General features: G+C 65.6%; 21 protein-coding genes. 11 read left to right on the top strand and 10 right to left on the bottom strand.

Annotated features, from left to right (window positions below; all coding sequences use genetic code 11):
• Entirely contained in the window at positions 1–984 is a 984-nt protein-coding gene (locus tag Q0K15_RS00635; RefSeq protein ID WP_294510514.1) for a DnaD domain protein, read from the bottom strand.
• Positions 985–1,224: 240 nt separating this feature from the next.
• Here Q0K15_RS00635 and Q0K15_RS00630 point away from each other — a divergent pair, with 240 nt between their 5' ends.
• The 9 genes from Q0K15_RS00630 to Q0K15_RS00590 all read left to right on the top strand — a co-directional run bounded on the left by Q0K15_RS00630 (position 1,225) and on the right by Q0K15_RS00590 (position 12,929).
• Positions 1,225–1,539 (top strand): cell division protein ZapA, encoded by a 315-nt coding sequence (locus Q0K15_RS00630; RefSeq protein ID WP_130848745.1) that lies wholly within the window; start codon positions 1,225–1,227, stop codon positions 1,537–1,539.
• Between the two features lie 816 nt (positions 1,540–2,355).
• Positions 2,356–4,452: a U32 family peptidase gene (locus Q0K15_RS00625; RefSeq protein WP_294510506.1), complete on the top strand. Its 2,097-nt coding sequence runs from the start codon at positions 2,356–2,358 to the stop codon at positions 4,450–4,452.
• Between the two features lie 22 nt (positions 4,453–4,474).
• Entirely contained in the window at positions 4,475–4,924 is a 450-nt protein-coding gene (gene dut, locus Q0K15_RS00620) for a dUTP diphosphatase (RefSeq protein WP_294510503.1), read from the top strand.
• Positions 4,925–5,096: 172 nt separating this feature from the next.
• Positions 5,097–5,696 (top strand): Maf family protein, encoded by a 600-nt coding sequence (locus Q0K15_RS00615; protein WP_294510500.1) that lies wholly within the window; start codon positions 5,097–5,099, stop codon positions 5,694–5,696.
• Positions 5,693–6,535, top strand: coding sequence for a rod shape-determining protein MreC (mreC, locus tag Q0K15_RS00610; RefSeq protein ID WP_294510497.1), 843 nt, complete (start codon positions 5,693–5,695; stop codon positions 6,533–6,535). The genes Q0K15_RS00615 and mreC overlap by 4 nt, the downstream gene beginning before the upstream one ends.
• A 23-nt stretch (positions 6,536–6,558) precedes the next feature.
• Complete coding sequence (gene mreD, locus Q0K15_RS00605) at positions 6,559–7,071, top strand: rod shape-determining protein MreD (protein WP_294510494.1); 513 nt, start codon at positions 6,559–6,561, stop codon at positions 7,069–7,071.
• 34 nt (positions 7,072–7,105) lie between these two features.
• Positions 7,106–9,232: a penicillin-binding transpeptidase domain-containing protein gene (locus tag Q0K15_RS00600; RefSeq protein WP_294510491.1), complete on the top strand. Its 2,127-nt coding sequence runs from the start codon at positions 7,106–7,108 to the stop codon at positions 9,230–9,232.
• A 20-nt stretch (positions 9,233–9,252) separates the two neighbouring features.
• Positions 9,253–11,634, top strand: coding sequence for an acetylglutamate kinase (gene argB / locus Q0K15_RS00595; RefSeq protein WP_294510487.1), 2,382 nt, complete (start codon positions 9,253–9,255; stop codon positions 11,632–11,634).
• 35 nt (positions 11,635–11,669) lie between these two features.
• A complete protein-coding gene (locus Q0K15_RS00590) occupies positions 11,670–12,929 on the top strand; it encodes a pitrilysin family protein (RefSeq protein ID WP_294510484.1) in 1,260 nt (419 codons plus the stop codon).
• Positions 12,930–13,091: 162 nt separating this feature from the next.
• Here Q0K15_RS00590 and Q0K15_RS00585 read toward each other — a convergent pair whose 3' ends face one another.
• The 3 genes from Q0K15_RS00585 to Q0K15_RS00575 form a co-directional block, all read right to left on the bottom strand.
• Complete coding sequence (locus Q0K15_RS00585; protein WP_294510481.1) at positions 13,092–13,502, bottom strand: MaoC family dehydratase; 411 nt, start codon at positions 13,500–13,502, stop codon at positions 13,092–13,094.
• A gap of 70 nt (positions 13,503–13,572) precedes the next feature.
• Entirely contained in the window at positions 13,573–14,913 is a 1,341-nt protein-coding gene (locus Q0K15_RS00580; protein WP_294510478.1) for a Na+/H+ antiporter NhaC family protein, read from the bottom strand.
• A 64-nt stretch (positions 14,914–14,977) separates the two neighbouring features.
• On the bottom strand, positions 14,978–16,528 hold the full coding sequence (locus Q0K15_RS00575; protein ID WP_294510475.1) for an acyl CoA:acetate/3-ketoacid CoA transferase: 1,551 nt from the start codon (positions 16,526–16,528) through the stop codon (positions 14,978–14,980).
• 438 nt (positions 16,529–16,966) lie between these two features.
• Here Q0K15_RS00575 and Q0K15_RS00570 point away from each other — a divergent pair, with 438 nt between their 5' ends.
• Positions 16,967–17,902, top strand: a complete 936-nt coding sequence (locus Q0K15_RS00570; protein WP_294510472.1) for a LysR family transcriptional regulator — start codon at positions 16,967–16,969, stop codon at positions 17,900–17,902.
• Positions 17,903–17,969: 67 nt separating this feature from the next.
• Here Q0K15_RS00570 and Q0K15_RS00565 read toward each other — a convergent pair whose 3' ends face one another.
• Genes Q0K15_RS00565 through Q0K15_RS00540 form a run of 6 tightly spaced genes read right to left on the bottom strand, consistent with a single transcriptional unit; the run spans position 17,970 to position 23,435 of the window.
• Complete coding sequence (locus Q0K15_RS00565; RefSeq protein ID WP_294510469.1) at positions 17,970–18,800, bottom strand: Mrp/NBP35 family ATP-binding protein; 831 nt, start codon at positions 18,798–18,800, stop codon at positions 17,970–17,972.
• A gap of 48 nt (positions 18,801–18,848) precedes the next feature.
• On the bottom strand, positions 18,849–19,793 hold the full coding sequence (locus Q0K15_RS00560) for an adenylyl-sulfate kinase (RefSeq protein ID WP_294510466.1): 945 nt from the start codon (positions 19,791–19,793) through the stop codon (positions 18,849–18,851).
• Complete coding sequence (hemZ, locus tag Q0K15_RS00555; RefSeq protein WP_294510463.1) at positions 19,778–21,250, bottom strand: coproporphyrinogen dehydrogenase HemZ; 1,473 nt, start codon at positions 21,248–21,250, stop codon at positions 19,778–19,780. The genes Q0K15_RS00560 and hemZ overlap by 16 nt, the downstream gene beginning before the upstream one ends.
• A 32-nt stretch (positions 21,251–21,282) precedes the next feature.
• Positions 21,283–21,894: an MBL fold metallo-hydrolase gene (locus Q0K15_RS00550; protein WP_294510460.1), complete on the bottom strand. Its 612-nt coding sequence runs from the start codon at positions 21,892–21,894 to the stop codon at positions 21,283–21,285.
• 10 nt (positions 21,895–21,904) lie between these two features.
• Complete coding sequence (gene dtd, locus Q0K15_RS00545; RefSeq protein WP_227603781.1) at positions 21,905–22,348, bottom strand: D-aminoacyl-tRNA deacylase; 444 nt, start codon at positions 22,346–22,348, stop codon at positions 21,905–21,907.
• A 19-nt stretch (positions 22,349–22,367) separates the two neighbouring features.
• Positions 22,368–23,435 (bottom strand): alanine racemase, encoded by a 1,068-nt coding sequence (locus Q0K15_RS00540; RefSeq protein WP_294510454.1) that lies wholly within the window; start codon positions 23,433–23,435, stop codon positions 22,368–22,370.
• Between the two features lie 253 nt (positions 23,436–23,688).
• Here Q0K15_RS00540 and miaB point away from each other — a divergent pair, with 253 nt between their 5' ends.
• Positions 23,689–25,029 carry a tRNA (N6-isopentenyl adenosine(37)-C2)-methylthiotransferase MiaB gene (gene miaB / locus Q0K15_RS00535; protein WP_294510669.1) on the top strand — a complete coding sequence of 447 codons (1,341 nt, stop codon included), beginning with the start codon at positions 23,689–23,691 and terminating at the stop codon, positions 25,027–25,029.
• The last annotated feature ends 256 nt before the right edge of the window (positions 25,030–25,285 follow it).

Below are 25,285 nucleotides of genomic sequence, written 5' to 3'. Positions count from 1 at the left end.
TTACTCCTTTCCCCCGGTCTGCTCCAGGAAGCGGTCCATCCAGTCCATGTCCTCCTTGAGCCGCTCCACCGCCTTGCCGGTGGGCTGGGCGCCGGGACCCTGGGCCGCCGGCGCCTTGGCCGGCCGGTCCTTGGGCCAGGCCGAATCCCCGGCCTCCACCTGCTGCCGGGTGTGGAGGCCCTTCTGGTGCCAATTTCGCAGAATGGAGTTCATGTACGGCCAGTTGAGAGAGCCCTTCTTGAGGACGGTCTTCTCGTAGGCCAGGGCGATGGCCTCGTCGTCGAAGCCCATCTCGATCCAGGCGTTGATGTACTTGCGCTCCCCCTCCACCGGCACCCGGCCGGAGATGCCCAGCAGGGGCAGCAACCGGGCCTCCCGGCTCCGGAGGGCGGAGAGGGCCCGGACGTGGGCGTCGGCGGTCTCGGGGGTGTCCACCCCCAGCCGCCGCCACACGAAGGCCTCCTTCTTGAGCTGGGACATCCGGGGCTTCCGGCCGGGGCCGTACTTCCGCTCGGTCTCCTCGATGCACCAGGTGGTGAGCAGCAGGATGACCTCCGCCGGCAGGGCCAGGTAGTCGAACATGGTGTAGAGCATCTTCAGATCTGAGGCGGAGAGGACCTTCCCCAGCCGTCGCTCCAGCTCCCGGACCAGGTGGGGGAAGGCGCCGGGGCCCTCCATCTCCCGGGCGATATCGGCGGAGGTGTAGTCCGGCGGGCTGTCCGGCTCCGGCGGGGCCGGGGCGGGGGAGAGGTCGGCGTCCTTCCGGGCCAGTCCCAGGTCGGCCAGCTGGGTGTAGGTGGTGGAAATCCGGTCCGCCGACCAGCCCAGAGCCTTCCGCACCCCCTCGGCGTCAAACTGTCCACCCTGGCGGAGGAGCTGGAGATAGAGCAGGGCGGCGTCCCCGCTGCCGGACCGGACCAGCCGCTCCGCCGCCGAAGACGTCATGGAGAGCACGCCCCCCGGGAGCAGCACCCCTGCGGCCATATCCATCTCCTCCTTTCGTCATTTGCGTAGAAGCTGTAGGAACTATTTTATCTCAAAATCCGTCGGAAGAAAAGACAAATTTCTGCCACTTTCCCTCCTGCGGCCCAGGTTGGAAAGGCCCACCGCCCCTTGTCCCGGCGGGGGGAGTTATGGTATAATATTCTCCAAGCATGTTCGCTCCGGTCTATGGGACTTTCCCCACCGGAACACGCCTGAAAAAACAGATAGGGAGGGCCCGTCGTGAAAAACAAGATCACAGTCAATATCGCCGGTCAGAGCTATACTCTGGTGGCCGCCGAGGACGCGGCCTATATGGAAAAGGTGGCGTCCCACGTGGACGCCAAGGTCCAGGAGGTTTTGGACGAGTCCAAGGTCTCCCTGGTAGACGGCGCCATCCTGGGCGCCCTCAACATCGCCGACGAATACTTCAAGGAGGTGGAGGCCTCCGAGAACCTGCGCCGCCAGCTCAAGGAGTACCTGGAGGAGGCAACCAAGCTGAAAATGGAGCTCTCCGAGGCCAAGCGGGAGATCTTCAAGCTCCAGAACAAGAAATAAACGGGGACCGCGGGCGGATGATATCCGCCCCTACGCCCACCCTGCGGCGTGATTTGGCGCGCCGAGGTCGTCGCGCCCCACAAATAAAAGGAAGAGGGAAGTGTGAATAGGGAATAGAGACGGAGCCGCGCCCCACGCTGCAAACCGCACCCACGCCGCAACTGACGCACCCCCACGTTTCAACTCCCACCCACGCAGGCGGCGAAAAAATGTCGGATAGGACCACAGCTTGCCCCTGTTCCAACCAGGTAGTCTACCGTGGACGGGGCTGGACCGCAACGGGGGCGTAAAGACGGGCCGCCGGATTCCTATTTGGGACCACTCAACCCCCACGGGAGCCCCTTTTTCTTTGGATTCCAAAAACCGTTCTTTTTCCAGCAGGGAAGCGAAACGGGTTTTGAGATCGTCTCCTTTCTCCAAAAACGTATGTTGATTGGCATTTGCCCAAATAACATAACCTTCCCCCCAATGGGGGGAAGGTGCCCCGCAGGGGCGGATGAGGGGGCGTTGGATAGAACGGAAAGTGAAATCCATTTTACCAGCCCACCCTCATCCGTCATTTGCTCCGCAAATGCCACCTTCCCCCTGGGAGGGGGAAGGTTTTATAGGGCGCGCCGGATCGTCACCCCCCACGGGAGCTGACCGCTCCCGCGGGGCACCCCTTCTCACTTCACATTCTCGGGGCAAGTGAATTGCCCCTGCGGCAAGGTTTTGGGCCAGGCCCAAAACGCTTGTGCGGCGCACTGCGCCGGGCCGGCTCACGCCGGTCGCGGCGGTGACGTACCCACCTCATTTTTCCCTTGGAGGACTTTTGCCATGCTGGAACTGCTCGCCCCCGCCGGGTCCTTAGAAGCCGTCACCGCCGCCATCCAGGCCGGCGCCGACGCCGTCTACCTGGGCTACGGGGACTTCAACGCCCGCCGCAACGCCAAAAACTTCTCCCTGGAGGAGCTGGCCTCGGCGGTTTCTTACTGCCACGTCCGGGGCGCCAAGGTCTATCTGACCCTCAACACCCTGGTCACCGACCGGGAACTCCCCGCCGCCGCCCAGGTGGCCGCCCAGGCCGCCGAGGTGGGGGTGGACGCCGTTCTCATCCAGGACCTGGGCATGCTGCGGATGCTCCGCCAGGCCGCCCCCGGCCTGGCCGTCCACGGCTCCACCCAGCTCACCGTCCACTCCCTGGACGGCGTGCGCCGCTGCGCCGAGCTGGGCATGTCCCGGGTGGTCCTCTCCCGGGAGCTCTCCCGGGACGCCATCGAGCACATCTGCCTCAACTCCCCCATCGAGATCGAGACCTTCGTCCACGGGGCCCTGTGCATGTGCTACTCCGGTCAGTGCTACTTCTCCTCCGTCATCGGGGGCCGGTCGGGCAACCGGGGCCTGTGCGCCCAGCCCTGCCGCCTCAAGTACGGCTGGGGCAAGAAGGCCGACGGCAACCCCCTCTCCCTCAAGGACATGTCCCTGGCCGGCTACATCCAGGACCTCAAGAAGCTGGGGGTCAAGTGCCTGAAGATCGAGGGCCGCATGAAGCGGCCGGAGTACGTCTCGGTGGTCACCGGGGTCTACGCCCGGGCCATCAAGGAGGATAGGGAGCCCACCGACCAGGAGCTCCGGGACCTGGAGGCCGCCTTCTCCCGCCAGGGCTTTACCGACGGCTATTATCAGGACAAGAAGGGCCCCGCCATGTTCGGCGTCCGGGAGGAGACCCCGGAGCCCCGGGAGCTCTTTGCCCAGGCCCGGAGCCAGTACCAGAGCGGCGAGCTCCAGCGGGTGGACGTGATCCTCTACGCCATGGTCCGCCCCGGTGAGCCGGTCCAGGTGGGGGTCCAGGACGTGGACGGCCGGGTGGTCACCGCCTCCGGCCCCGTCCCCGAGGCCGCCCGCACCAAGCCCCTCACCCCCGAGGCGGTGGAGAAGCAGCTCGCCCGCACCGGCGGCACCCCCTACCGCTGCGCCAAGGTCCGGGCCCTGGTGGAGCCCGACCTCTCCGTGCCGGTGGCCGCCCTTAACGCCCTGCGCCGCCAGGTGCTGGAGGCGCTCACCCGCCAGCGGGGGGCCGCCCCCGCCGCCCCCAACGTGGGGCCCTTCCACGCCGGAGTCCGGTACGAGAACCGCAAAGAGCCCCCCCTCCTCACCCTGTCCCTCCGCTCCGCCGGACAGCTCACCCCGGCGCTGTGCGACATAAAGCCCGCCCTGGTCTATCTCCCGGCGGAGGAGCTTGCCGCCCACCCCGAGGCCGCCCAGACCGCCCTGTCCGCCGGGGTCCGGGTGGGGGTGACCCTGCCCCGGGTCTGCTGGGACCGGGAGCGGGAGGAGCTGGACAAGCAGCTGGAGGCCGCCCGGGGCCTGGGGGTCACCGACGCCCTGGTGGGCACCCTGGACCTCATCGCCCCCGCCCGTGACCACGGATTTACCCTCCGTGGGGACTTCGGTCTGCCCGTTTTCAACTCCCAGGCCATCAAGGAGCTTAAGCGCCTGGGCTTTGCCTCCTGCACCGCCTCCTTCGAGCTCAAGCTGGCCCAGATCCGGGACCTCTCCAAGCTCATCGACCTGGAGGTGGTGGTCTACGGCCGGCTGCCCCTGATGATCACCGAAAACTGCATCCTCAAAAACCGGGACGGCGGCTGCAAGCGGTCCTGTGAGGGCCAAAACCGCCTGCTGGTGGACCGGAAGGGAGAGCGGTTCCCGGTGCTCCGTGCCCCCGGCTGCCGCAGCGAGATCTTCAACGCCAAGCGGCTCTATCTGGCCGACAAGGCCAATGATTACCGCCGGGTGGGGGCCTGGGCCGCCCGCCTGAGCTTCACCACCGAGAGCGCTCAGGAGTGCCTCCACGTGGCCCGGCAGTACCTGGGCCAGGAGCGCCCCGCCCTGGACGACATCACCCGGGGGCTCTACTACCGCGACGTGGAGTGACCCCCTTTCCCTGGAGGTATTTATGGATTTACCCATCAAGGCTGTCTCCCCCAAGATCGGCGGGGAGATCCCCTATCCCTTCTACGCCAGTGCCGGCGCCGCCGCCATGGACCTGCACGCCTGCCTGGACGAGCCCGTCACCATCGCCCCCGGCGAGCTGGTGAGCATCCCCACCGGCATCGCCATCGCCCTCCCCTCGGCGACCTATGTGGCCCTGGTCTTTGCCCGCTCCGGCCTGGGCGTCAAACACGGCATCGCCCTCTCCAACGGGGTGGGGGTTATCGACAGCGACTACCGGGGCGAGATCAAGGTCGGGCTCACCAACCTCTCCCGCACCCCCTACACCATTTCCCCCGCCGACCGCATCGCCCAGCTGGCGGTGGTCCCCGTGGTCCAGGTGAACCCCGTGCCCGTGGCCGACCTGGACGAGACCGAGCGTGGGAGCGGCGGCTTCGGCTCGACTGGGCTATAAGGCCGTCTTTCTGACCGCTTCCCTTGTGGGGCGCGACGACCCCGGTGCGCCAAACCACATTCGATGCCCACCCTCATCCGGCCCTGCGGGCCACCTTCCCCCTCAAAGGGGGAAGGTCAGCAGGCGAACGGCATCCGCCAACGTCCGCGCACATCGAAAGGAGCTCATCCCTATGGAATTCATTCTGGCCTCCGGGTCTCCCCGGCGGCGCCAGCTTCTGGAACAGATCGGCATCCGCGACTTTGTGGTCCGCCCCACTGACGCCGACGAGTCCCTGCCCGACGGCATCGACCCCGGCGCGGCGGTGGAGCTCCTCTCCCGGCGGAAGGGGGAGGCGGCTCGGGCCCAGGCGGGGGAGGGGGACCTCATCCTCTCCGCCGACACGGTGGTGGCCCTGGATGGGGCCATCCTGGGCAAGCCCCACAGCAGGGAGGAGGCCGTGAGCATGCTCACCGCCCTCTCCGGTCGCACCCACCAGGTCTACACCGGCGTCACCCTGGCCCGGGGGGAGAATATCCTCACCGAGCATGAGGTCACCGCCGTTACCTTCCGCCCCCTCACCGCCGCCGAGATCGAGGCCTATGTCCAGAGCGGCGAGCCCATGGACAAGGCGGGCGCCTACGGCATCCAGGGCCTGGGCGCCCTGCTGGCCGAACGCCTGGAGGGGGACTACTTCAACGTCATGGGCCTGCCCCTGTGCCGCGTGGGCAGGATGCTCACCCGCTTTGGCCTGGACCCCCTGGCCGGCGGGACCGGGGAGGAAATGCCTTGAAGGACTTTTTCCGCAACAACGGATGGCTCATTCTGGTCATCGCCGTGCTGCTCTGTGCCATCACGGCGGTGGCCTCTTATGCCCTTCAGGGGGTGCCCAACCCCCTGGGCAACGTGCTGGGGGTGGTGACCACCCCCGTCCGCAACGGCATCTCCTCCCTGGCCGGCTGGGCGGAGGGTGTGTACAACTACTCCTTCCGCTACGATGAGCTCCAGGCGGAAAACGAGCGGCTCAAGGCCGAGATCGCCGAGCTGGAGGAGGATGCCCGGGAGGGCGAGGCCGACAGCAAGGAGAACGAGCGGCTCCGGGAGCTGCTGGGCCTGCGGCAGAAGCGCCGGGAGTTGGAGTTTGAGTCGGCCACGGTGACCGCCCGGAGCAGCACCAACTGGTCCTCCACCCTCACCCTGAACAAGGGCTCCAGCCAGGGGGTGGCGGCGGGCAACTGCGTGGTGGACGCCGCCGGCAACCTGGTGGGCATCATCGACGAGGTGGGCACCAACTGGTCCGCCATGCTCACGGTGGTGGACGCCAACCTGGAGATGGGCGCCTTCCTCTCCCGCACCGAGTCCATCGCCATCCTGGAGGGCGACTTTGCCCTCATGGCCGAGGGCAAGCTGAAGCTCACCTACCTGCCCGAGAACACCGAGCTCATCACCGGCGACCTGGTGCTCACCTCCAGCATGGGGGGCAACTACCCCTCCGACCTGGTGGTGGGTTCCATCGAGTCCATCCACACCGATGCCTCCGGCGTCTCCCGGTACGCCGTCATCCAGCCCTCTGCCGATCTGGACAGCCTGCTCCAGGTCTTTATCATCAAGTCCTTCGACATCGTGGAATGATCTGAGCACAAGGAGTGTCCCCTTTGACCCGACAGGATTTCATCTTAAAATGGCTCTTCTATGCCCTCTCCCTGCTGCCGGTGTGGTGGCTGGACGTCTTTGTCCTCAACCGCTTTACCGTCCTGGGGGTGAGCCCCCGGCTGCTGCCCGTGGCCGCCATCACTGTGGCGGTGCTGGAGGGCACCGTGGGGGGCGCCGGCTTCGGCCTGGCCGTGGGTGTCCTCTGCGACGCCGTCTACTACGGCGCCTGGGGCGGCATGACCCTGGGGCTGTGCCTGCTGGGCTGGGGCGCCGGCGCCGCCTCCCAGTATGTGCTGCGCCGGAACTTCGGCGGCTGCCTCCTCTGCTGCGCCGCCGGATTGAGCCTGCTGGAGCTCTGCCACCTGGCCTTCGGCCTCTTCACCGGCCTGGCCGACCTCTACTCCCTGCTGCGGGTGGCCGTGCCCGAGCTCCTCTGGTCCCTGTGCTTCGTGTGCCTGCTGTACCCCTGGTTCTACTGGGTCCGCCGGCGCATCATCAAAACTCTTCGCCTCTGACCGCACCCCCCATCCATACAAGAAAGGAGCCTTCATGGACGGCAAGCAATTTCATTGGCGGGTCCGCAGCATTGTGGGCGTGCTTCTCATCCTCATCCTCCTCTTTGCCTGGGTCCTCTACGACCTCCAGTACGTCCACGGCGCCGACTACCTGGCCCAGTCCCGGCGGAAGATCGCCAAGACCGAAACCGTGGAGGCCGCCCGGGGTGAGATCCTGGACCGCTACGGCCGGGTGCTGGTCACCAACCGGGAAAGCTACAACGTGAGCCTGGACACCTCCTTCATGGAGGACGTGAACACCACCCTCACCAAGCTCCTGGACATCTGCCGGACCCAGGGGGTGACCTGGGCCGACACCCTGCCCATCTCGGCGGAGACTCCCTTTGTCTTTACCTTTGACACCGCCTCCTCCGGCGCCATCAGCAACCTCTACGCCCTGGCCGAGAGCCTGAAGTGGACGGACACCCTCCCCGCCCGGGAGGAGGCCGACGCCATCCGCACCGCCGCCCAGGAGGGCCAGGGGGTCAGCTACCCTAGCGCCGACGCCTTCCTGGACAAGCTGCGGGAATACTACGAGATCGACCCCCTCCTGCCCGATGGCGAGGCCCGGGCCCTGCTGGGGGTGCGCTATGAGCTCACCCTCCGCTCCCGTGAGATCACCTACACCGCCTACGTCTTTGCCCAGGACGTGCAGATGCCCTTCATCGTCACGGTGAAGGAGGCCGACCTGCCCGGCGTCAACATCGACACCACCACCGTCCGGGAGTACAACACCGCCTACGCCGCCCACCTGCTGGGCCGGGTGGGCCTCATGAACTCCGACGAGTGGAACAACGTCTACCAGGCCCTCAACTACCCCTACAACGCCACCGTGGGCAAGGAGGGGGTGGAGCTGGCCTTCGAGTCCTACCTCCACGGCACCCCCGGCAAGCGCAACATCGAGACCAACGACCAGGGCAAGGTGGTCAGCGGGGACGACAACTGGGTGGTGAATCAGACCACCGGCGAGGTCCAGGCCCCCGACCCCGGTGACAACGTGATCCTCACCCTGGACATCAAGCTCCAGGAGGCGGTGGAGCGGGCCCTGGCCACCGGCATCGGGGGCCTCAAATCGGAGGACACCCAGGGCGGCGCAGCCGTGGTCATCGACGTCCGGGACGGCGGTGTGCTGGCCATGGCCTCCTACCCCACCTTCGACCTCACCACCTACACCCAGAACTACAATGCCCTCCTGGCCGACCCCCTCAACCCCCTCCTGAACCGGGCCACCCAGGAGGTCTATCCCCCCGGCTCCACCTTCAAGATGGTCACCGCCATCGGCGCCCTGGAGGAGGGCATCATCGAGCCGGACACCGAGATCCTGGACACCGGCCGCTACCTCTACTACGACGACTACCGGCCCCAGTGCTGGATCTACCGCGACAGCGGCGGCCGCAGCACCCATGGCAGCGAGAACGTCTCCGGTGCCATCAAGGACTCCTGCAACGTCTTTTTCTTCGACGTGGGCCGGCGGCTGGGCATCAGCCTGCTGGAGCAGTACGCCGCCATGTTCGGCCTGGGGGAGCCCACCGGCATTGAGCTCTACGAGGCCACCGGCTGGATGGACGGCCCCGAGTACACCGAGAGCCAGGGCCAGACCTGGTACGAGGGCAACACCCTCCCCGCCGCCATCGGCCAGGGCAACAGCCGCTTCACCCCCCTCCAGCTGGCCAACTACGTGGCCACCCTGGCCAACGGCGGCACCCACTATTCCGCCCACCTCCTCAAGGAGGTCAAGTCCAACGACTTCTCCCAGGTGGTGGAGCAGTATGAGCCCACCGTCCTCAACCAGCTGGACATCGACCCCGAAAACCTGGCTGCCGTCACCGAGGGCATGCTCCGGGTGACCGCCGAGGGCTCCGCCAAGGCCTACTTCGCCGACCTGGGCGTCCAGGTGGCCGCCAAGACCGGCTCCGCCCAGGTGAGCAGCGCCACCGAGTCCAACGCCCTTTTCGTGGCCTTCGCCCCCTATGAAAATCCCGAGATCGCCCTGGCCATCGTGGTGGAAAAGGGCGGCTCCGGCTCCACCCTGGCCAACATCGCCGCCGAGATTTTGGAGTACTACTTCTCCGCCGGCAGCGGCATGGAGACCGTGACCCCGGAAAATACCCTCCTGCGATAATCTTTCATGAGGTGACACACATGGATCTTCCCATCCGCCCCCTGGGCGACTACTGGCAGCTTCTCCAGAAGGAGGGGCTCCTCACCGGCGGACAGGCCCTCTCGCCCGCCCTCCTCTCCACCCCCGTGGAGCTGGTCTCCTGCGACTCCCAGAACGTCCGCCCCAACACCCTCTTCATCGTCAAGGGCGCCCACTTCAAAGGCCAGTACCTGACCGACGCCCTCCAAAAAGGGGCCTTTATCTACCTCTCCGACCATGTCTGGCCGGAGGCAGGAGAGACCCCCTGCCTCCAGGTGACCGACGTGCGCCGGGCCATGGCCCTCCTGGCCGACTTCTACTACGACCACCCCAGCGCCAAGCTCCACGTGGTGGGCATTACCGGTACAAAGGGTAAAAGCTCCACCACATATTACCTCAAGTATATTTTTGATGAGTATCTCTCCGCCCGGAAGAAGCCGGAGAGCGGCGTCATCTCCTCCATCGACACCTACGACGGCGTGGAGCGGTTCGAGTCCCACCTCACCACCCCGGAGCCCCTGGACCTCCAGCGCCACTTCGCCAACGCCGCCGGGAGCGGGGTGGAGTACCTCACCATGGAGGTCTCCTCTCAGGCCCTGAAATACGACCGCATGGACTGCGTGGCCCTCTCCGCCGCCGTCTTTCTCAACATCGGCTACGACCACATCTCCCCCATCGAGCACCCCGACTTTGAGGATTACTTTACCTCCAAGCTGAAGATCTTCCGCCACGCGCCCCTGGCCGTGGTCAACCTGGACATCGAGCGGGTGGAGGACGTGCTCAACGCCGCCGGGGAGGCCGGCGGGCGGCTCATCACCTTCTCCGAGCACGACCCGGCCGCCACGGTCTACGCCACCGACGTGCGCAAGCAGGGCCGGGACATCCTTTTCCGGGTCAAGACCCCCCGGTTCAGCCGGGAGTTCCGGCTCACCATGCCGGGGCTCTTCAACGTCCAGAACGCCCTGGCCGCCATCGCCGTGTGCGAGGGCCTGGGCATCCCCGAGCAGCACATCTACGTGGGCCTCATGAAGGCCCGGGTGCCCGGCCGCATGGAGGTCTACCAGAACGCCGACGGTCACATCACCGCCATCGTGGACTACGCCCACAACCGCCTGAGCTTTGAAAAGCTCTTCCTCTCTGTGAAGGAGGAGTACCCGGGCCAGCAGGTGGTCATCGTCTTCGGCTGCCCGGGCAAGAAGGCCCTGGACCGGCGGAAGGACCTCTCCGAGATCTCGGCCAAATACGCCGACAAGATCATCATCACCGAGGAGGACCCCGGCGAGGAGGACGTGCTGGACATCTCCCGTGAGATGGCCGGGCACATCGAGGGCAAGTGTGACTACTCCATCGAGCCCGACCGAGGCGAGGCCATCCGCATGGCGGTGATGGAGGCCCAGACCCCCACCGTCATCCTCATCACCGGTAAGGGGGCGGAGACCCGGCAGAAGCGGGGCACCGCCTATATCAACTGCATCTCCGACGTGGACTACACCAAGCAGTGGCTCCACGAGTACGACGTGGCCCACCACCTGGACGGCATGGAGAAGGTGCTGGGGCTGCTGGACACCCTGCCCCGGCTGGCCCGGAGCGCCGGAAAGACGGTGGTCCTGAAGTACGGCGGCTCCGCCCTGGGGGAGAACGGGGCGGTGGACTCCATCCTCCGGGATGTGGCCGCTCTCCAGATGGCCGGGGTCCGGGTGGTGCTGGTCCACGGCGGCGGCAAGACCATCTCCGGCTGGCTGGAAAAACTGGGGGAGCCCCCCCGGTTCCGGGACGGCTACCGGGTCACCGACGCCACCGCCATGGCGGTGGCCGAGATGGTTCTCTCCGCCCAGATGAACAAGCAGGTGGTCATGGCCCTCCGGGGTCTGGGCGTGAAGGCCGCCGGCGTCTCCGGCAAGGACGGCGCCATCCTCACCGCCCGGCAGAAGGACCCCGAGCTGGGCCACGTGGGCGACATCACCGCCGCCGACGGGGACCTCATCCGCCTCCTCCTCTCCGGAGGCTATGTTCCCGTCATCTCCCCGGTTTGCGCGGGAGAAAATGGGGAAAGCTATAACTGCAACGCCGACGACGCCGCCTGCGCCGTGGCCGAGGCCCTGAAGGCGGACAAGCTGGTCTTCCTCACCGACGTGGACGGCATCCTCATGGACAACCGCAACGCCAAGACCGCCATCCCCTCCCTCACCGCCTCCGAGGCCCGGGACCTGCTGGACAGCGGCCTCATCCAGGGCGGCATGGTGCCCAAGCTGAGAAGCTGCATCCGCGCCCTGGAGAACGGGGTGACGGAGGTGGTGGTCCTGGACGGGCGCATCGACCACGTCATGCTCCTGGACGCCGTCTCCGGCCAGACCATGGGCACCACCATCCGCCGGGACGGCTGAGGCGTTTCCATTTTCACCACGGGAGAGGTCACCACATGGAAGAACACTACGACATCGAAACCCTGCCCAACGGGGCCCGTATCGTCACGGAGGCCGTGCCCGCCGTCCGGTCGGTCTCCCTGGGATTGTGGGTGGCCACCGGCTCCCGCCACGAGAAGGCGGGGGAGAGCGGCGCCGCCCACTTCATCGAGCACATGGTCTTCAAGGGCACGCAGCGCCGCTCCGCCCGGGAGCTGGCCCAGGAGATGGACGCCATCGGCGGCCAGGTCAACGCCTACACCACCAAGGAGTGCACCTGCTTTTATGCCCGGTGCCTGGACGAGCACCTGCCCCGGGCCCTGGACCTCCTGTGCAACATGGTCTTTGACTCCAAATTCGACCAGGCCGACGTGGACACCGAGCGGGGGGTCATCCTGGAGGAGATCGGCATGTACCAGGATAACCCCGAGGACCTGTGCTCTGAGCGGCTCATGGCCGCCGTCTACAAGGGGAGCCCCTTGGCCCGGCCCATCCTGGGCAGGAAGGCCACCCTGGACAAGATGACGGGGGAGTGGCTGAAAAGCTACCAGCGGACCCACTACCGGCCCGGCGCCATGGTCGCCGCCATGGCGGGGAGCTTCACCCCCCTCATGGCCGACGCCTTGAAAGCCCGGCTGCTGGATCTGGAGCCGGGGGAGACCCCCACCGCCGTCCCCGCCGTCTACACCCCCGCCATCACCCTGAAGAAGAAGGCCACCGAGCAGAACCACCTGACCCTGGCCTTCCCCGGCCTGCCCTACGGGGACAAGGACCGGTTCGTCCTCCAGCTTCTCTCCACCATGCTGGGCTCCGGCATGTCCTCCCGGCTGTGGCAGGAGGTCCGGGAGAAGCGGGGGCTGTGCTACTCCATCTACACCTACGGCGCCGGCCACGCCGAGACGGGCGTGTTCGCCATCTACACCGCCCTCAGCAAGGACACCGAGCGGGAGGCCCTGGAGACCATCCTCCGGGTGGTGGCCGACTTCGCCGAACACGGCCCCACTCCCGAGGAGCTGGAACGGGCCAGGGAGCTCTCCAAGGCCAACGTCCTCATGGGTCTGGAGTCCACCCAGTCCCGGATGAGCGCCCTGGGCCGTGGACTCCTCCTCCAGAACCGCACCCTCACCACCAGTGAGGTCATCGACGCCTATAACACCGTCACCGCCGAGGACATCCGGGCCCTGGCCGGGCGGCTCTTCCAGCTCTCCCAGTCCTCCCTCTCCGTGGTGGGCCGCCCCGCCCCCGAGGAGGAGTACCGCACTCTGTTGGGACAGTGACATCCACAAATCCGCGAAAAAGCCCGCCTCACGGCGGGCTTTTCCCTATCTGCGGGACGCGCTGCTTTGCCAAAACGCCACCGTGCCCCGGACGCGCGGCAGAGCGTCCGGGGCACGATGGCTGTTGGTATGGAGGGGAACGATCCCAGAAAAAAGGGGAACTCAGTGTTTGGGCGGCATGACGGTGGCCATGCCCTTGACGACCACATCGCCGTTCTGGTTGGTGCAGATGGTCTCCAGCTTGACGATGTTCTTCTCGGCCACGATCTCACTGACGGTGGCAGTGGCGGTGACGGTGTCGCCGATGTGGACGGGCTTGGTGAACTTGAGCTCCTGGCCCAGATAGATGGTGCCGGGGCCGGGGAGCTTCATGCCCAGCACCGCCGAGATGAGGCCGGCGGAGAGGATACCGTGGGCGATCCGGCCGCCGAAGGGGGTCTGGCTGGCCGACACCTCGTCGGTATGGGCGGGGTTGAGGTCACCGGTGATGCCGGCAAAGAGATAGACGTCGGACTCGCCGATGGTCTTCACCGTGCTGGCGGAATCACCGATCTTCATTTCCTGAATGGTCATGGTGTATGCTCCTTCCTATTTGGCCTGTGCCGAAGCCGTGGATGGGGCCGGGCACAGCAAACCGGGGAATTTAGATCCCGATGAAGCCCCAGACCAGGGCCAGCAGCAGGGAACCCACCAGGGGGATGATGCAGGTGGTGATGCAGATATCGATGTAGGACTCCTTGTGGGTGCAGTTGGACACCGCCAGCAGGGTGAGGACGGCGCCGTTGTGGGGCAGGGTGTCCAGACCGCCGGAGGAGATGGAGGCGATGCGGTGGAGGACCTCAGGGCTCATGCCAATGGCGTTGGCCATCTCCAGGTACTTGGGACCCAGGGCCTCCAGGGCGATGGACATGCCGCCGGAGGCGGAGCCGGTAGCACCGGCCAGCACGTTGACGGCCACGGCCTCAGAGAAGAGGATGGAGCCGGGCATGTTCAGAGCCAGGTTGGTGAGAACGGCGAAGCCGGGGACCACCTTGACCACGGAGCCGAAGCCCACGGCGCAGGCGGTGTTCATGATGGCGCCCATGGAGCCGTTGGCGCCCTCATTGATGGCGGGCAGCAGCAGCTTGGCCTGGTTCAGGTTGAGCAGGCAGGCCACCAGGATGCCGCAGACCAGAGCGATGACGATGGCGTAGTTGGAGGCCAGCTCCACACCGGTGGCGTTCAGCAGCAGCTTGGGGAAGAGGTTGAGCATCAGGACCACAACGACGAGGGGGATGAGGCCGGTGATCCAGTGCCAGGAGGGCAGGTTGCGGTCGCTGAAGTCGGTCTCCTTGTGCTTGGGATCGGGCACGAAGTGGAGGCCCTTCTTGCGGCACTGGGCCACACGCCACTCCAGATAGATATAGGCGGGGACAAACATCACGATGCAGGCCACCACGGACAGCAGGGGAGCGGCCATGGCGGTGGTGCCGTAGTACTGGGTGGGGATCATATTCTGGATCTGGGGGGTGCCGGGGATGGCGGTCATGGTGATGCCGAAGGCGCCGGTGGCGATGGCGCCGGGCAGCAGGGTGCGGGGCAGGTCAGCGGCCCGGTAGATGGAGTAGCCCATGGGGTAGATGACGAAAACCACCACGAAGAGGGAAATGCCGCCGTAGGTCATCAGCAGGCAGGGGATGACCACGGCCAGGACGGCGAAACGGGAGCCGATCAGCTTTACCAGGGCGTCGGCCAGACTCCGGGCGGAGCCGGTCATGTCCATGACCTTGCCGTAGACAGCGCCCAGGAAGAAGGCGGGGAACCACTGGAATACGTAGTCGGCCATACCCTTCATGTAGTCGCCGATGTAGGCGTCCAGGATACTGTATCCACCCAGGACGGCCACCACCACGGCGCACACCGGGGCGACCCAGATGATGGAATAGCCCTTGTAGGCCAGGAACATCAGGAGCACCAGACCCAATACGATGCCCAACAAACTCATAAATGATACCTCCTCAACACATTTTCTCTCCCGGAGGAGCGGGGATCTCTCACTGAATCATCTCTCAATTGGAAAGACCCATGGGGCCTTCCTGGAAAATGCAGCTGTCCATGGTCTTTACGTCCCTGACGATGGGGGTAAAGTCCATCAGATCCAGCACGTCCTTCTGCAGATCGACGCCGGGGGCGATCTCCTTGAGCTCCACACCCTCCGGGGTGAGCTCAAAGACCGCGCGCTCGGTGATATAGAGCACCGGCTGGCCCTTCTCCACGGCGTACTCGCCGGAGAAGGTGACCTGCTCCACCTGCTTGAGGAACTTTTTGTCCCGGCCCTCCTGCAGGATCTGCAGCTTGCTGTCGGCCACACCAATCTTCAGCCCGCCGGCGGTAAAGGTGCCGCAGTAGACCACTTTTTTGGCGTTCTGGGTGATGTTGATGAAGCCGCCGCAGCCGGCGATCTTGGGACCGAACTTGGAGACGTTGATGTTGCCCTTCTCGTCGGCCTGCGCCAGGCCCAGGAAGGCCACATCCAGACCGCCGCCGTCATAGAAGTCAAACTGATAGGGCTGGTCCAGGATACAGTCGGGGTTGATGGTGACGCCGAAATCCTTGCCGCCGGCGGGGATGCCGCCGATGGTGCCGGCCTCGGTGGTGAGCACCATGCCCTCCAGGCCCTCCTCGGCCGCCACGGCCGCCACGCCCTCGGGCATGCCGATGCCCAGGTTGGTCACGGCGTTGGGCACCAGCTCCATGGCCGCCCGGCGGGCCACAATCTTGCGCTGGTCCAGCTTCAGGGGCTTCACAGAGCTCATGGGCACACGGATCTCACCGCAGTAGGAGGGATTGTAGCCGGTGCCGAAGGTCTGCATGTGGTTCTCCGGGGCGGCCACCACGATGGCGTCCACATAGATGCCGGGGAGCCGCACCAGCCGGGTGTCCAGCGCGCCGTACTCCACCACGTCTTCCACCTGCACGATGACCTTGCCGCCGGAGTTCTTGGCGGCCTGGGCGATGGCCAGGGTCTCGGCGCTGACGCCCTCCCGCTGGAAGGTGCAGTTGCCGTGGGTATCGGCGTAGGTGGCACGGATGACAGCCACATTGATGGGCAGGGCCTTATACAGCAGGCGGGTCTCGCCGCCGATGTCGATTCGCTCCACCAGAGGTCCGGCCTCCCGGGCCTTGTCGTTGAGCATACCGCCCTCCAGCTCCGGGTCCACAAAGGTCTTCATGCCCACGTGGGTGATGAGCCCCGGCTTGCCGGCGGCAATGTCGCGGAAAAGCTGAGAAATAACACCCTGCGGGTAGTTATAGGCAGCAAATTTGTTCTCCAGGGCCAGCTTCTGCAGCCGGGGAACCAGGCCCCAGTGCCCGCCGATGACCCGGCTGAGCAGGCCCTCCTCGCCCAGGTGGTTGAGGCCACGCTGGTCGGAGTCGCCCTGGCCAGCGGCATAGATGGCGGTGAGCCCCTTGGGAGAACCGGTGCTCAGGTAGAGTTCCTGAATGGTCTTGTTGACTTCTTCCGGCACCATGGCGCCCACAAAGCCACCGAAGGCGACGGTGGCTCCGTCATGGATGTAGGCGCGGACGGCCTCCTGTGCTGACATGACCTTTGGCATGGAACACCACTTCCTTTCCTGACTTGCGATCGTGTTTTTTGTCCCGCGCCGTTTGGGGCAGACGAAAACAGTTTTTGGGAAAAATGGCTGTTGGACGCCTGCAAGCCACTCGGCGTAGCCAAAGTATAGCCGCAGAAGGCCGGGGGTGTAAAATGCCGTTTCCAGCGGCAAGCATGCAAAAAAATTATACTTTACACCTTTCGAAAGAAATTATTTCCTGGTTTTTGTGGAAGTTCTCCAGAACTATACCTCCTGGTTATCGGTCCATGCATCTGAAGAATGGTTTTGTGGATTTGTTTCAAAAATCATTACAATTATTTAGATAAGTTTTATTGGAAAAATGGCCCGTTTTCCGGTATGATAGAGGACAAGTCTTAGTGATGTGAGGAGGCACTGTCACTTTTTTTATTGTTTCTGAGAGAATATGGAGGGATAGGTATGGAGATCCAACAGCTGAAGTATTTTGTAGAGGTGGTTCGTCAGCAGAGCTTTACCAAGGCGGCAGCCCAGCTCTTTGTCACCCAGCCCATGCTCACCCGCTCCATCAAGCACCTGGAGGAGGAGCTCAACGTCCGGCTCATCGAGCGCACCAGCAAGAGCTTCTACCTCACCGACGCCGGGCGCATCCTCTATGACCGCGCCCTGGACTTCCTCCTCCAATATGACGATCTCTTCCAGACCATGGACGACGTGCGCTCCGTGCGGGTGGGTGAGGTTCACCTGAGTACCCCCGGCGTGCTGCTGGACGTCTACTTCCCTCCGCTGATCACCCGGTTCCACCGCCATTTCCCCGGCATTGACATCTCCGTGGTGGAGGAGGGCTCCAAGCTCACCGCCGCCTCCGTGGGCTCCGGCCGGGCCGACCTGGGCCTGGTCATGCTGCCGGTGGACGAGCCCTACCGCTTCGAGAGCAAGACCCTCATCAGCAATGTCTGCTCCCTGGTGGTGAGCCGCCACCACCCCTTCGCCCAGATGAGCAGCGTACACATCAAGGATCTGAAGGACGAGACCATCCTCACCTACAGCGAGACGGCCACCCTTCACGACAGCTTCATCCGCATGTGCGGCGAGTGCGGCTTTGCCCCCCGCATCGCCTACAAGAGCCTGATGACCCGGTTCTGCCTCAAGATGGTGGGCATGCAGCAGTGCATCGCCGTGCTGCCCCTGCCCATCCTCCAGCCCGACCTGTGCGAGGAGCTGGTCACCGTCCCCCTGGAGCCGGTGATCCCCTGGGAGATCGCCATCATCCGCCGCCGGGAGGGCTACCGCTCCTTCGCCGCCAACCAGCTCTTCAGCCACATCTGCGATCATTTCGCCTCCCTGGACCACCAGAACATGGACGCCAGTCTCCGGGGCAGCACCATCTCCGTATAAACGCCGACAGGCAAAAAAAGATCCCGTGGACCGCAGTCCACGGGATCTTTTTTGCGTTCGGGGTTTCTTATACGGTGCCCTCGTCCAGGGCCTTGGCCAGGCCGGACAGGGGATTGGGCTGGTAGTCCTCCACGCCGCCGTTGTCACAGGCGGCGGCCAGAGCCGGGTCGATGGGCAGCTTGGCCAGGACCTTCAGGCCCAGATCGGCGGCCACCTGCTCAATGTGGCTCTCGCCGAAGATGGCGTGCTCCTTGCCGCAGTCGGGGCACTTGAAGTAGCTGTAATTCTCCACCAGGCCCAGGATGGGGATGTTCATCATCTCGGCCATCTTCACCGCCTTGGTGACGATCATGCTCACCAGGTCCTGGGGGGAGGTCACCACAATGACCCCGTCCACGGGCAGGGACTGAAATACGGTGAGGGGCACGTCGCCGGTTCCGGGCGGCATATCCACAAACATGTAGTCCACGTCACCCCAGATGACGTCGGTCCAGAACTGCTTCACGGTGCCGGCGATGATGGGGCCTCTCCACACCACGGGGTCGGTCTCGTGCTCGGTGAGGAGGTTGAGGCTCATGAGCTCCACGCCGCCCTTGCTGACGGCGGGATAGATGCCCAGCTCGCTGCCCACGGCGTGCTCATGGATGCCGAAGGCGGTGGGGACGCTGGGGCCGGTGATGTCGGCGTCCAGCACCGCCACCTTCTTGCCCAGCTTGGCCATGGCGGTGGCCAGGGAGCAGGTGACGGTGGACTTGCCCACGCCACCCTTGCCGCTGACCACGGCGATGACCTTGCCCACGCTGGACAGGCCGTTGACCGGCTCTCTCAGGTCCATGGGGGCGGTGCGCTCCCCGCAGCTCTCGCCGCAGGTGGAACAGTCATGGGTACATTCTGACATGGTGTCGTTTCCTTCTTTCCTTTGTTGTACCCCCGGGTCGGGGGAGGATCAGTAGTGATAGCTGCCGCCGCCGATGAACTCACGGATGAGGGAGTCGGCGGGGACCAGGTCGGGGGAGAGGGGCTGGAAGTACCGGAAGGCGTCCACCATGGCCTCCAGCTCGGCCCGGCGCTCGTTGTCCGCCGGCACCTGCTCCACCGCCTGGCGCAGAGGGGCGGCGTAGTTGGCAAAGACGGGGACCTCGTAGCGCAGGGAGGAGTCGATAATGACGTTGGCCCGGCCCTTGAAGGGGGAGATGTGCAGCTTCTCGCCCCGGCGCACATTATACCACATGGAAAGCGTCTCCACCAGGTCGGTGCCCCGGAAATTATAGTCCCGGACCGCCCGGCGGGAAATGCGCATCCAGGTGCCCTTGAACCGCAGCGCCTCCCCCTCCAGAATGTTGGAGCGGGCGGAGATATAGAGGGTGGTGGCCTCGGGGTGGCGCCCGGCGATGTCGTCGTTAAGGGCGTGGATGCCCTCAAAAATGGCAATTTCGTTCTTGTCCAGCTTCAGGGGTGTGCCCCGGCTGTCGTTGCGCATCTGCCGGGCGAACTCGAACTTGGGCACGATGACCCACTCCCCCCGGGAGAGCCTGGTGAAGGTCTCGTCCAGCAGGTCCATGTCCAGCAGCTCGGGGGACTCGTAGTCGATGTCCCCCTCGGCGTTTCGGGGGGCCGTCTTTCGGTTGAGGGTCTTGAAGTAGTTGTCCATGGAGATGGTGTGGGTCTGCACCCCCCGCCGCTCCAGCTCCTGCTCCAGCTTCAGGGCGGTGGTGGTCTTGCCCGAGCCGGAGGGCCCCGACAGCAGGACGATGGGGCTCTCCTTCATCCGCTCCAGGATGCGGTCAGCGGCCGTCTCCAGCCGCTTCTGGTACACCCCGTCGCACTCGGCCACAAATCCCGCCGGGTCCTCTTTCAGGCGGCGGTTGATCTCCTCTAGCTGATAGGCCACGCGATCTCCTCCTTCTGGGCGATGATGTCGTCGATGTGCTCGATATACTCCTTGGGGAATTTGGGGTTGCTGAGCCGTTTCAGGCTGCCGGCGGCGGGGTCGATGAGCTTGGTCACCCCGCCGGAGCCCAGGGACACGATGGTGTGGAGCTCCTCCATCATGCAGATGTTGTAAAGGCTCTCGGTGCCCGGACGGCACCAGCCCACATTTTCAAAGCCGCCGGACATGTACTTCTGGCGGTAGAGGTAGTAGGGGACGTATCCGGCGGAGCGCAGGGTCTGCCAGGCGTAGTCCAGCATGGCGGCCACCGCCTCCGGCGTGGGGAGGCCGCTCCCCTCCAGCATGAGCCGGGAGCCCTTCTTGAGGGCCAGGGTGTGGACGGTGATGTTCTCCGGGTCCAGGGCGATGACCCGGTCCAGGGAGTCCCGGAACCCCGCCTCACTGTCGGCGGGGAGCCCGGCGATGAGGTCCATGTTCCGCACCGGGAAGCCGGCCTGGGCCACCAGGTCCCAGGCTTTGAGAATGTCCTCCGGGGTGTGGGAGCGGCCGATGGCCCGCAGCACCGCCTCCGACATGGACTGGGGATTCACCGAGATCCGGTCGCAGCCGTGCTGTCTGAGGACGGAGAGCTTCTCCGCCGTGATGGTGTCGGGCCGCCCCGCCTCCACAGTGTACTCGGTGCAGCCGGAGAGGTCCACGTGCTCCTCCAGGGCGGACATGACCAGGTCCAGCTGCTGGGCGGACAGGGTGGTGGGGGTGCCGCCCCCGAAGTAGACCGAGCGCACCTTCCGCCCGGCCCGCTTCAGCATGGCCCCGGCGGCGGCGATCTCCCGGCACAGGGCCTGGGCGTAGGGCTCGAGCATGCTCAGGGTCTTGCCCACGTCGGCGGAGACAAAGGAGCAGTAGGCGCACCGGGTGGGGCAGAAGGGGACGCCCACATAGAGGGAGAGCTCCTCGGGGTTCAGGCTGTCCCGGACAGCCAGGGTGGCCCGGGCGCAGTCCATGGCCAGCCGCCGCCGGTCAGGGGAGACCCGGTAGAGGTCCCGGAGCTGCCGGTCGGCCTGGGCCGGGGTCAGGCCCTTGGTGAGGGCCTTGGTGGGGATCTTCACCGGGCGCACCCCGGTGAGGGCCCCCCAGGCCGGCTCCCGGCCCAGGGCGTCGGTCCCCGCCCGGTAGAAGGCGTTCTTGAGCACCCGCTGGAGCACCCGGTCCCGCTCCAGACGGTCCTCCTCCCCGGGGTCAGCCGCCCAGGCAAAGCGGCTGTAAAGCCGCCCCGCCCAAGTGAGCACGGCGTGGCCGGTGGCCCGGCCCGCCGTCCGTGACAGGGTGAGCACCAGGCTGTCCTCTCCCTCCGCGGTTGGCTCGGCCGGATACTCCGGCCGCTGGCCCGGGAACAGCATGAGCATCATCTGCTCGGTTGCGTACTTGTAGTCGTGTCCTTTGAGGTATAGCTTCATAATATGATCCTATCTGTCGCGGGATGACGGGCTCAGCCCTCCACCGCCGCGCGCATATAGTAGTTCTGTTGCCGCTCGGTCTCCAGGGTGGAGAGGCCCTCGTGGCCGGGGCAGACCCGGTAGTCCCCGGGCAGGGCGGCCAGCCGCTTCAGGGAGGCCATGATCTCCTCATAGCTGCCGCCGGGGAAGTCGGTGCGGCCCATAGAGCCCCGGAAGAGGGTGTCCCCGGTGAAGAGGATGTCCCCGGCCTTCAGCACCACCGAGCCCTTGGAGTGGCCCGGGGTGTGGAGTACGTCCACGGGGATGGACCCCACCATGACCCTGTCTCCCTCGTCGTAGTAGGTGAGGGCGATGCCGGTGAGGGGCGGAAAGACGGAGGGACTGGCCCCCTCCACATCCCCCTTGTGGATGTAGACGGGGGTGTTGGGGCAGGCCTTCTCCAGGTCGGCCACGCCGCCGGTGTGGTCGAAGTGGCCGTGGGTCAGGAGGATGGCGGTCAGGGTGAGGCCGTCCTCCTTCAGCAGCTCCAGGATGCCGGCGGCGTCCCCGCCGGGATCAATGACGGCGCAGACCTTTTCTTTTTCGTCCGCGAGCACGTAGCAGTTGGTGCCGATGGGGGGCACCTGCATGGTCTTGACCAGCATATTCAACACCTCACATTGTATCGGTATCCAGCAGGATGGTGACGGGGCCGTCGTTCACCGAGGCCACCGCCATATCGGCGCCGAACTCCCCGTGCTGGGGCGGGAAGCCCAGGGCTTCACACTGTCTCAGAAACTCCTCGTAGAGGGGGATGGCCAGGTCCGGCTTGGCGGCCCCGGTGAAGCTGGGGCGGCGGGACTTGGTGTCGGCGTAAAGGGTAAACTGGCTCACCACCAGCAGCTCGCCCCCCACGGTGGCCAGGTTCAGGTTCATCTTCTCGTTCTCGTCCTCAAAGACCCGCAGGCCCACCACCTTGTCGGCCAGCTTGGCGGCCTGGGCGGGGGTGTCGTTGGGACCGATGCCCAGCAGCACCAGAAAGCCCCGGCCGATGGCGCCGTTGACCTTGCCGTCGATGGTCACCGAGGCGGAGGTCACTCTTGTCACGACTGCTCTCATGGCGTAAAAAACTCCTTTGTTATCTGTATACCCGCTTGAGGCCCTTGGCGTAGAGCGGGTCCACCGCAAAGACCGCCAGGTCTCCCGGGGCGCATTTGATATTGGTCACGTCCACCAGGGTCTCCAGGGCGCCGATCTGGCCGATGACCCGGGCCTTCTGCTCCCCGATGCGGAGATACCGCCGGCGGCTCCGCCGCCAGGCGCTCAGGAAGGAGAAGAGTCCCGTCTCCCGGGGGCGCTCCACCCCCAGGCCGTTCTGGTAGCCCACCGGCACCACCGCCACCCGGGTGGGCTTTTTCAGCTTCACCAGGGCGCTGTTGCCCACGGTGTGGCCCTTGGGGAGCCAGCGGACCTCCTCGATGGCGGCCTCGCCGGTGCCCACGGTGGTGAGCCGGTCCCCGCGGCTGCGGCGGCACCGGCCCAGGAAGGCCGACCCCACCCGCACCGCGTCCAGCCGGGCAAACTCGTAATTCATGAGGGCGGTAGACCCGGCGGCGTGGACGGTGCCCGACTCAAACCCGGCGGCGTGGACGGCCTCCACCACCTGCTGGAAGAGGGCCAGCTGCTCCGCCGCCTCCCGGCCCTTTTTCCCGGCGGCGTGGATCTGGGTATAGATGCCCGAGAGGGCCACGTTGGGGAGATACCGGTACATGGACAGGACCTTCTCCGGCTCGGTGGCCAGAAAGCCGCCGTAGCCCATGCCGGTGTCCACCTGGATGTGGGCCTCCACCACGGTGGAGCGGGCCTCGGCCAGGGCGTTGAGGGCCACCCCCGTGTCGTGGGAGCCGATGGTGCACACCACGCCCAGGTCGATGAGCTCCTCCAGCTCCTCCCGGTCGGTGGTGGAGCGGAGCATGAGGATCTCCTCGTCCACAAAGCCCGCCTTCCGGAGCTGCCGGGCCTCCTCCGGCTCGGACACGGCGAAACGGCCGATGCCCTCCTCCCGCAGGAGTTTGGCCAGGTCCACCAGTCCGGCGCCGCAGGCGTCCCCGGTGAGGACGGCGTAGATGGCCGCGCTCCCCGCCTTTTCCTTGATGACCGCCGCGTTGCGGCGGACGGCTTCCTTCTCGATCACCAGTGTTTTCACGGCGTCGCCGCCTTTCTCTCGTCTATGGTGTATCGTAGACAACATTATATCAGTCCCCGGCAGAAGCGTCAACGAAAAGCCCTTGCCTTTCCAGGGGAAAACTCCGGCGCTGCGCTTGTATTTCCGGGGAAAAGCTGATAAAATGAAGGGAAAACCGTGAACCGATGGAGGAAGCGCCTTGAACCAGAACACCACCCGGATCTCCCCCGAGGAGATCGCCCGGCAGAAGGACTTCTGCGCCCAGATCCACACCATGAACGCCGCCCTGCCCAAAGAGCCTCTGGCCTACGTGGACACCTACGGCTGCCAGCAGAACGAGGCCGACTCGGAGCGGCTGCGGGGCTACCTGAGCGAGATGGGCTACGGCTTCACCGCCGACGAGAACGCCGCCGACGTCATCATCCTCAACACCTGCGCCATCCGGGAGCACGCCGAGCAGCGGGTCTTCGGCAACCTGGGGGCCCTGGTCCACGCCAAGCGGAACCACCCGGGGCAGATCATCTGCGTCTGCGGCTGCATGGCCCAGGAAAAGCACGTCTCCGAGAAGATCAAGCAGTCCTTCCGCCACGTGGACCTGGTCTTTGGACCCCACGCCCTGTGGCGGTTCCCCGAGCTTCTCTGGCGCATCCACACCCGGAGGGGACGCATCTTCGACACCCCCGACGAGGCCGGCTCCATCGCCGAGGGCATCCCCGTCCGCCGGGAGGGGAAGGTGAAGGCCTGGGTGTCCATCATGTACGGCTGCAACAACTTCTGCTCCTACTGCATCGTCCCCTACGTCCGGGGCCGGGAGCGCTCCCGTCAGCCGGAGGACATTTTGGCCGAGGTGCGGCAGCTTGCCGCCGAGGGATATAAGGACATCACTCTCCTGGGCCAGAACGTCAACTCCTACGGCAAGGACCTGGGCCGGGAGGGGGTGGACTTCGCCTGGCTCCTGGAGCAGGTGAACGCCGTCCCCGGGGACTTCCTCATCCGCTTCATGACCAGCCACCCCAAGGACGCCTCCGAGCGGCTCTTCGACGTGATGGCCAAGTGCGAGAAGGTGGCCCCCCACCTCCATCTCCCCTTCCAGGCGGGCAACGACCGGGTCCTCAAGGCCATGAACCGTGGCTACACCCGGGAGCACTACCTGGGGCTCATCGCCGCCCTGCGGCAGCGCATCCCCGACATCGTCCTCACCAGCGACATCATCGTGGGCTTCCCCGGGGAGACCACCGAGGAGTTTGAGGATACCCTCAAAGTGCTGGAGGCCGTCCGCTTCGACGCCCTCTTCACCTTCATCTACTCCCCCCGGGAGGGCACCCCGGCGGCCAGAATGCCCGACCCCATGTCCAAGGAGGAGAAGGCGGCCAACTTCCAGCGACTGGTAGACCTCCAGAACGCCATCTCCGCCGAGAAGCAGGCGGCCTACGTGGGCAAGACCATGCGCTGCCTGGTGGACGTGCTCAGCGACGACCCCCGGCACAACCTCAACGCCCGCACCGCCGGCGGGCGGCTGGTCCACTTCTCCGGGGACGAGTCCCTGCTGGGGCAGTACGTGGACCTCAAGATCACCGACGCCTCCACCTGGGCCCTCTTCGGCGAGCTGGCCTGACCATAAGGCTTCCCCTGGGGGAAGCTGTCGCCGAAGGCGACTGATGAGGGGAAAGGCCGGCTAATCCCCAACGTCCCCCCTCATCCGCCCCAGTGTGCGCACTGGGGCACCTTCCCCCCTGGGGAAGGCAATGGCGATGCTGCACCACCCCACGCCGCAGCAACGGGAATCCCAGTCGACGCCACCACACCCCGACACCCACCCACGCAGGCGGCGAAAAAATGTCGGATAGGACCACGGGTTTTCCCTGTTCCGC

The organism is uncultured Intestinimonas sp. (assembly GCF_944387245.1).
Classification (GTDB): domain Bacteria; phylum Bacillota; class Clostridia; order Oscillospirales; family Oscillospiraceae; genus Intestinimonas.
The sequence above is the reverse complement of the archived record's forward strand: the minus strand, read 5'-3'. Positions and strand labels throughout refer to the sequence as shown.

Bases quoted from the DNA above. Each gene is read 5' to 3' on its own strand.
- Q0K15_RS00635 (WP_294510514.1), bottom strand. From the start codon at position 984: ATGGCCGCAGGGGTGCTGCTCCCGGGGGGCGTGCTCTCCATGACGTCT.
- Q0K15_RS00625 (WP_294510506.1), top strand. From the start codon at position 2,356: ATGCTGGAACTGCTCGCCCCCGCCGGGTCCTTAGAAGCCGTCACCGCC.
- dut (WP_294510503.1), top strand. From the start codon at position 4,475: ATGGATTTACCCATCAAGGCTGTCTCCCCCAAGATCGGCGGGGAGATC.
- Q0K15_RS00615 (WP_294510500.1), top strand. From the start codon at position 5,097: ATGGAATTCATTCTGGCCTCCGGGTCTCCCCGGCGGCGCCAGCTTCTG.
- Q0K15_RS00600 (WP_294510491.1), top strand. From the start codon at position 7,106: ATGGACGGCAAGCAATTTCATTGGCGGGTCCGCAGCATTGTGGGCGTG.
- argB (WP_294510487.1), top strand. From the start codon at position 9,253: ATGGATCTTCCCATCCGCCCCCTGGGCGACTACTGGCAGCTTCTCCAG.
- Q0K15_RS00590 (WP_294510484.1), top strand. From the start codon at position 11,670: ATGGAAGAACACTACGACATCGAAACCCTGCCCAACGGGGCCCGTATC.
- Q0K15_RS00585 (WP_294510481.1), bottom strand. From the start codon at position 13,502: ATGACCATTCAGGAAATGAAGATCGGTGATTCCGCCAGCACGGTGAAG.
- Q0K15_RS00580 (WP_294510478.1), bottom strand. From the start codon at position 14,913: ATGAGTTTGTTGGGCATCGTATTGGGTCTGGTGCTCCTGATGTTCCTG.
- Q0K15_RS00575 (WP_294510475.1), bottom strand. From the start codon at position 16,528: ATGCCAAAGGTCATGTCAGCACAGGAGGCCGTCCGCGCCTACATCCAT.
- Q0K15_RS00570 (WP_294510472.1), top strand. From the start codon at position 16,967: ATGGAGATCCAACAGCTGAAGTATTTTGTAGAGGTGGTTCGTCAGCAG.
- Q0K15_RS00565 (WP_294510469.1), bottom strand. From the start codon at position 18,800: ATGTCAGAATGTACCCATGACTGTTCCACCTGCGGCGAGAGCTGCGGG.
- hemZ (WP_294510463.1), bottom strand. From the start codon at position 21,250: ATGAAGCTATACCTCAAAGGACACGACTACAAGTACGCAACCGAGCAG.
- Q0K15_RS00550 (WP_294510460.1), bottom strand. From the start codon at position 21,894: ATGCTGGTCAAGACCATGCAGGTGCCCCCCATCGGCACCAACTGCTAC.
- dtd (WP_227603781.1), bottom strand. From the start codon at position 22,348: ATGAGAGCAGTCGTGACAAGAGTGACCTCCGCCTCGGTGACCATCGAC.
- miaB (WP_294510669.1), top strand. From the start codon at position 23,689: ATGAACGCCGCCCTGCCCAAAGAGCCTCTGGCCTACGTGGACACCTAC.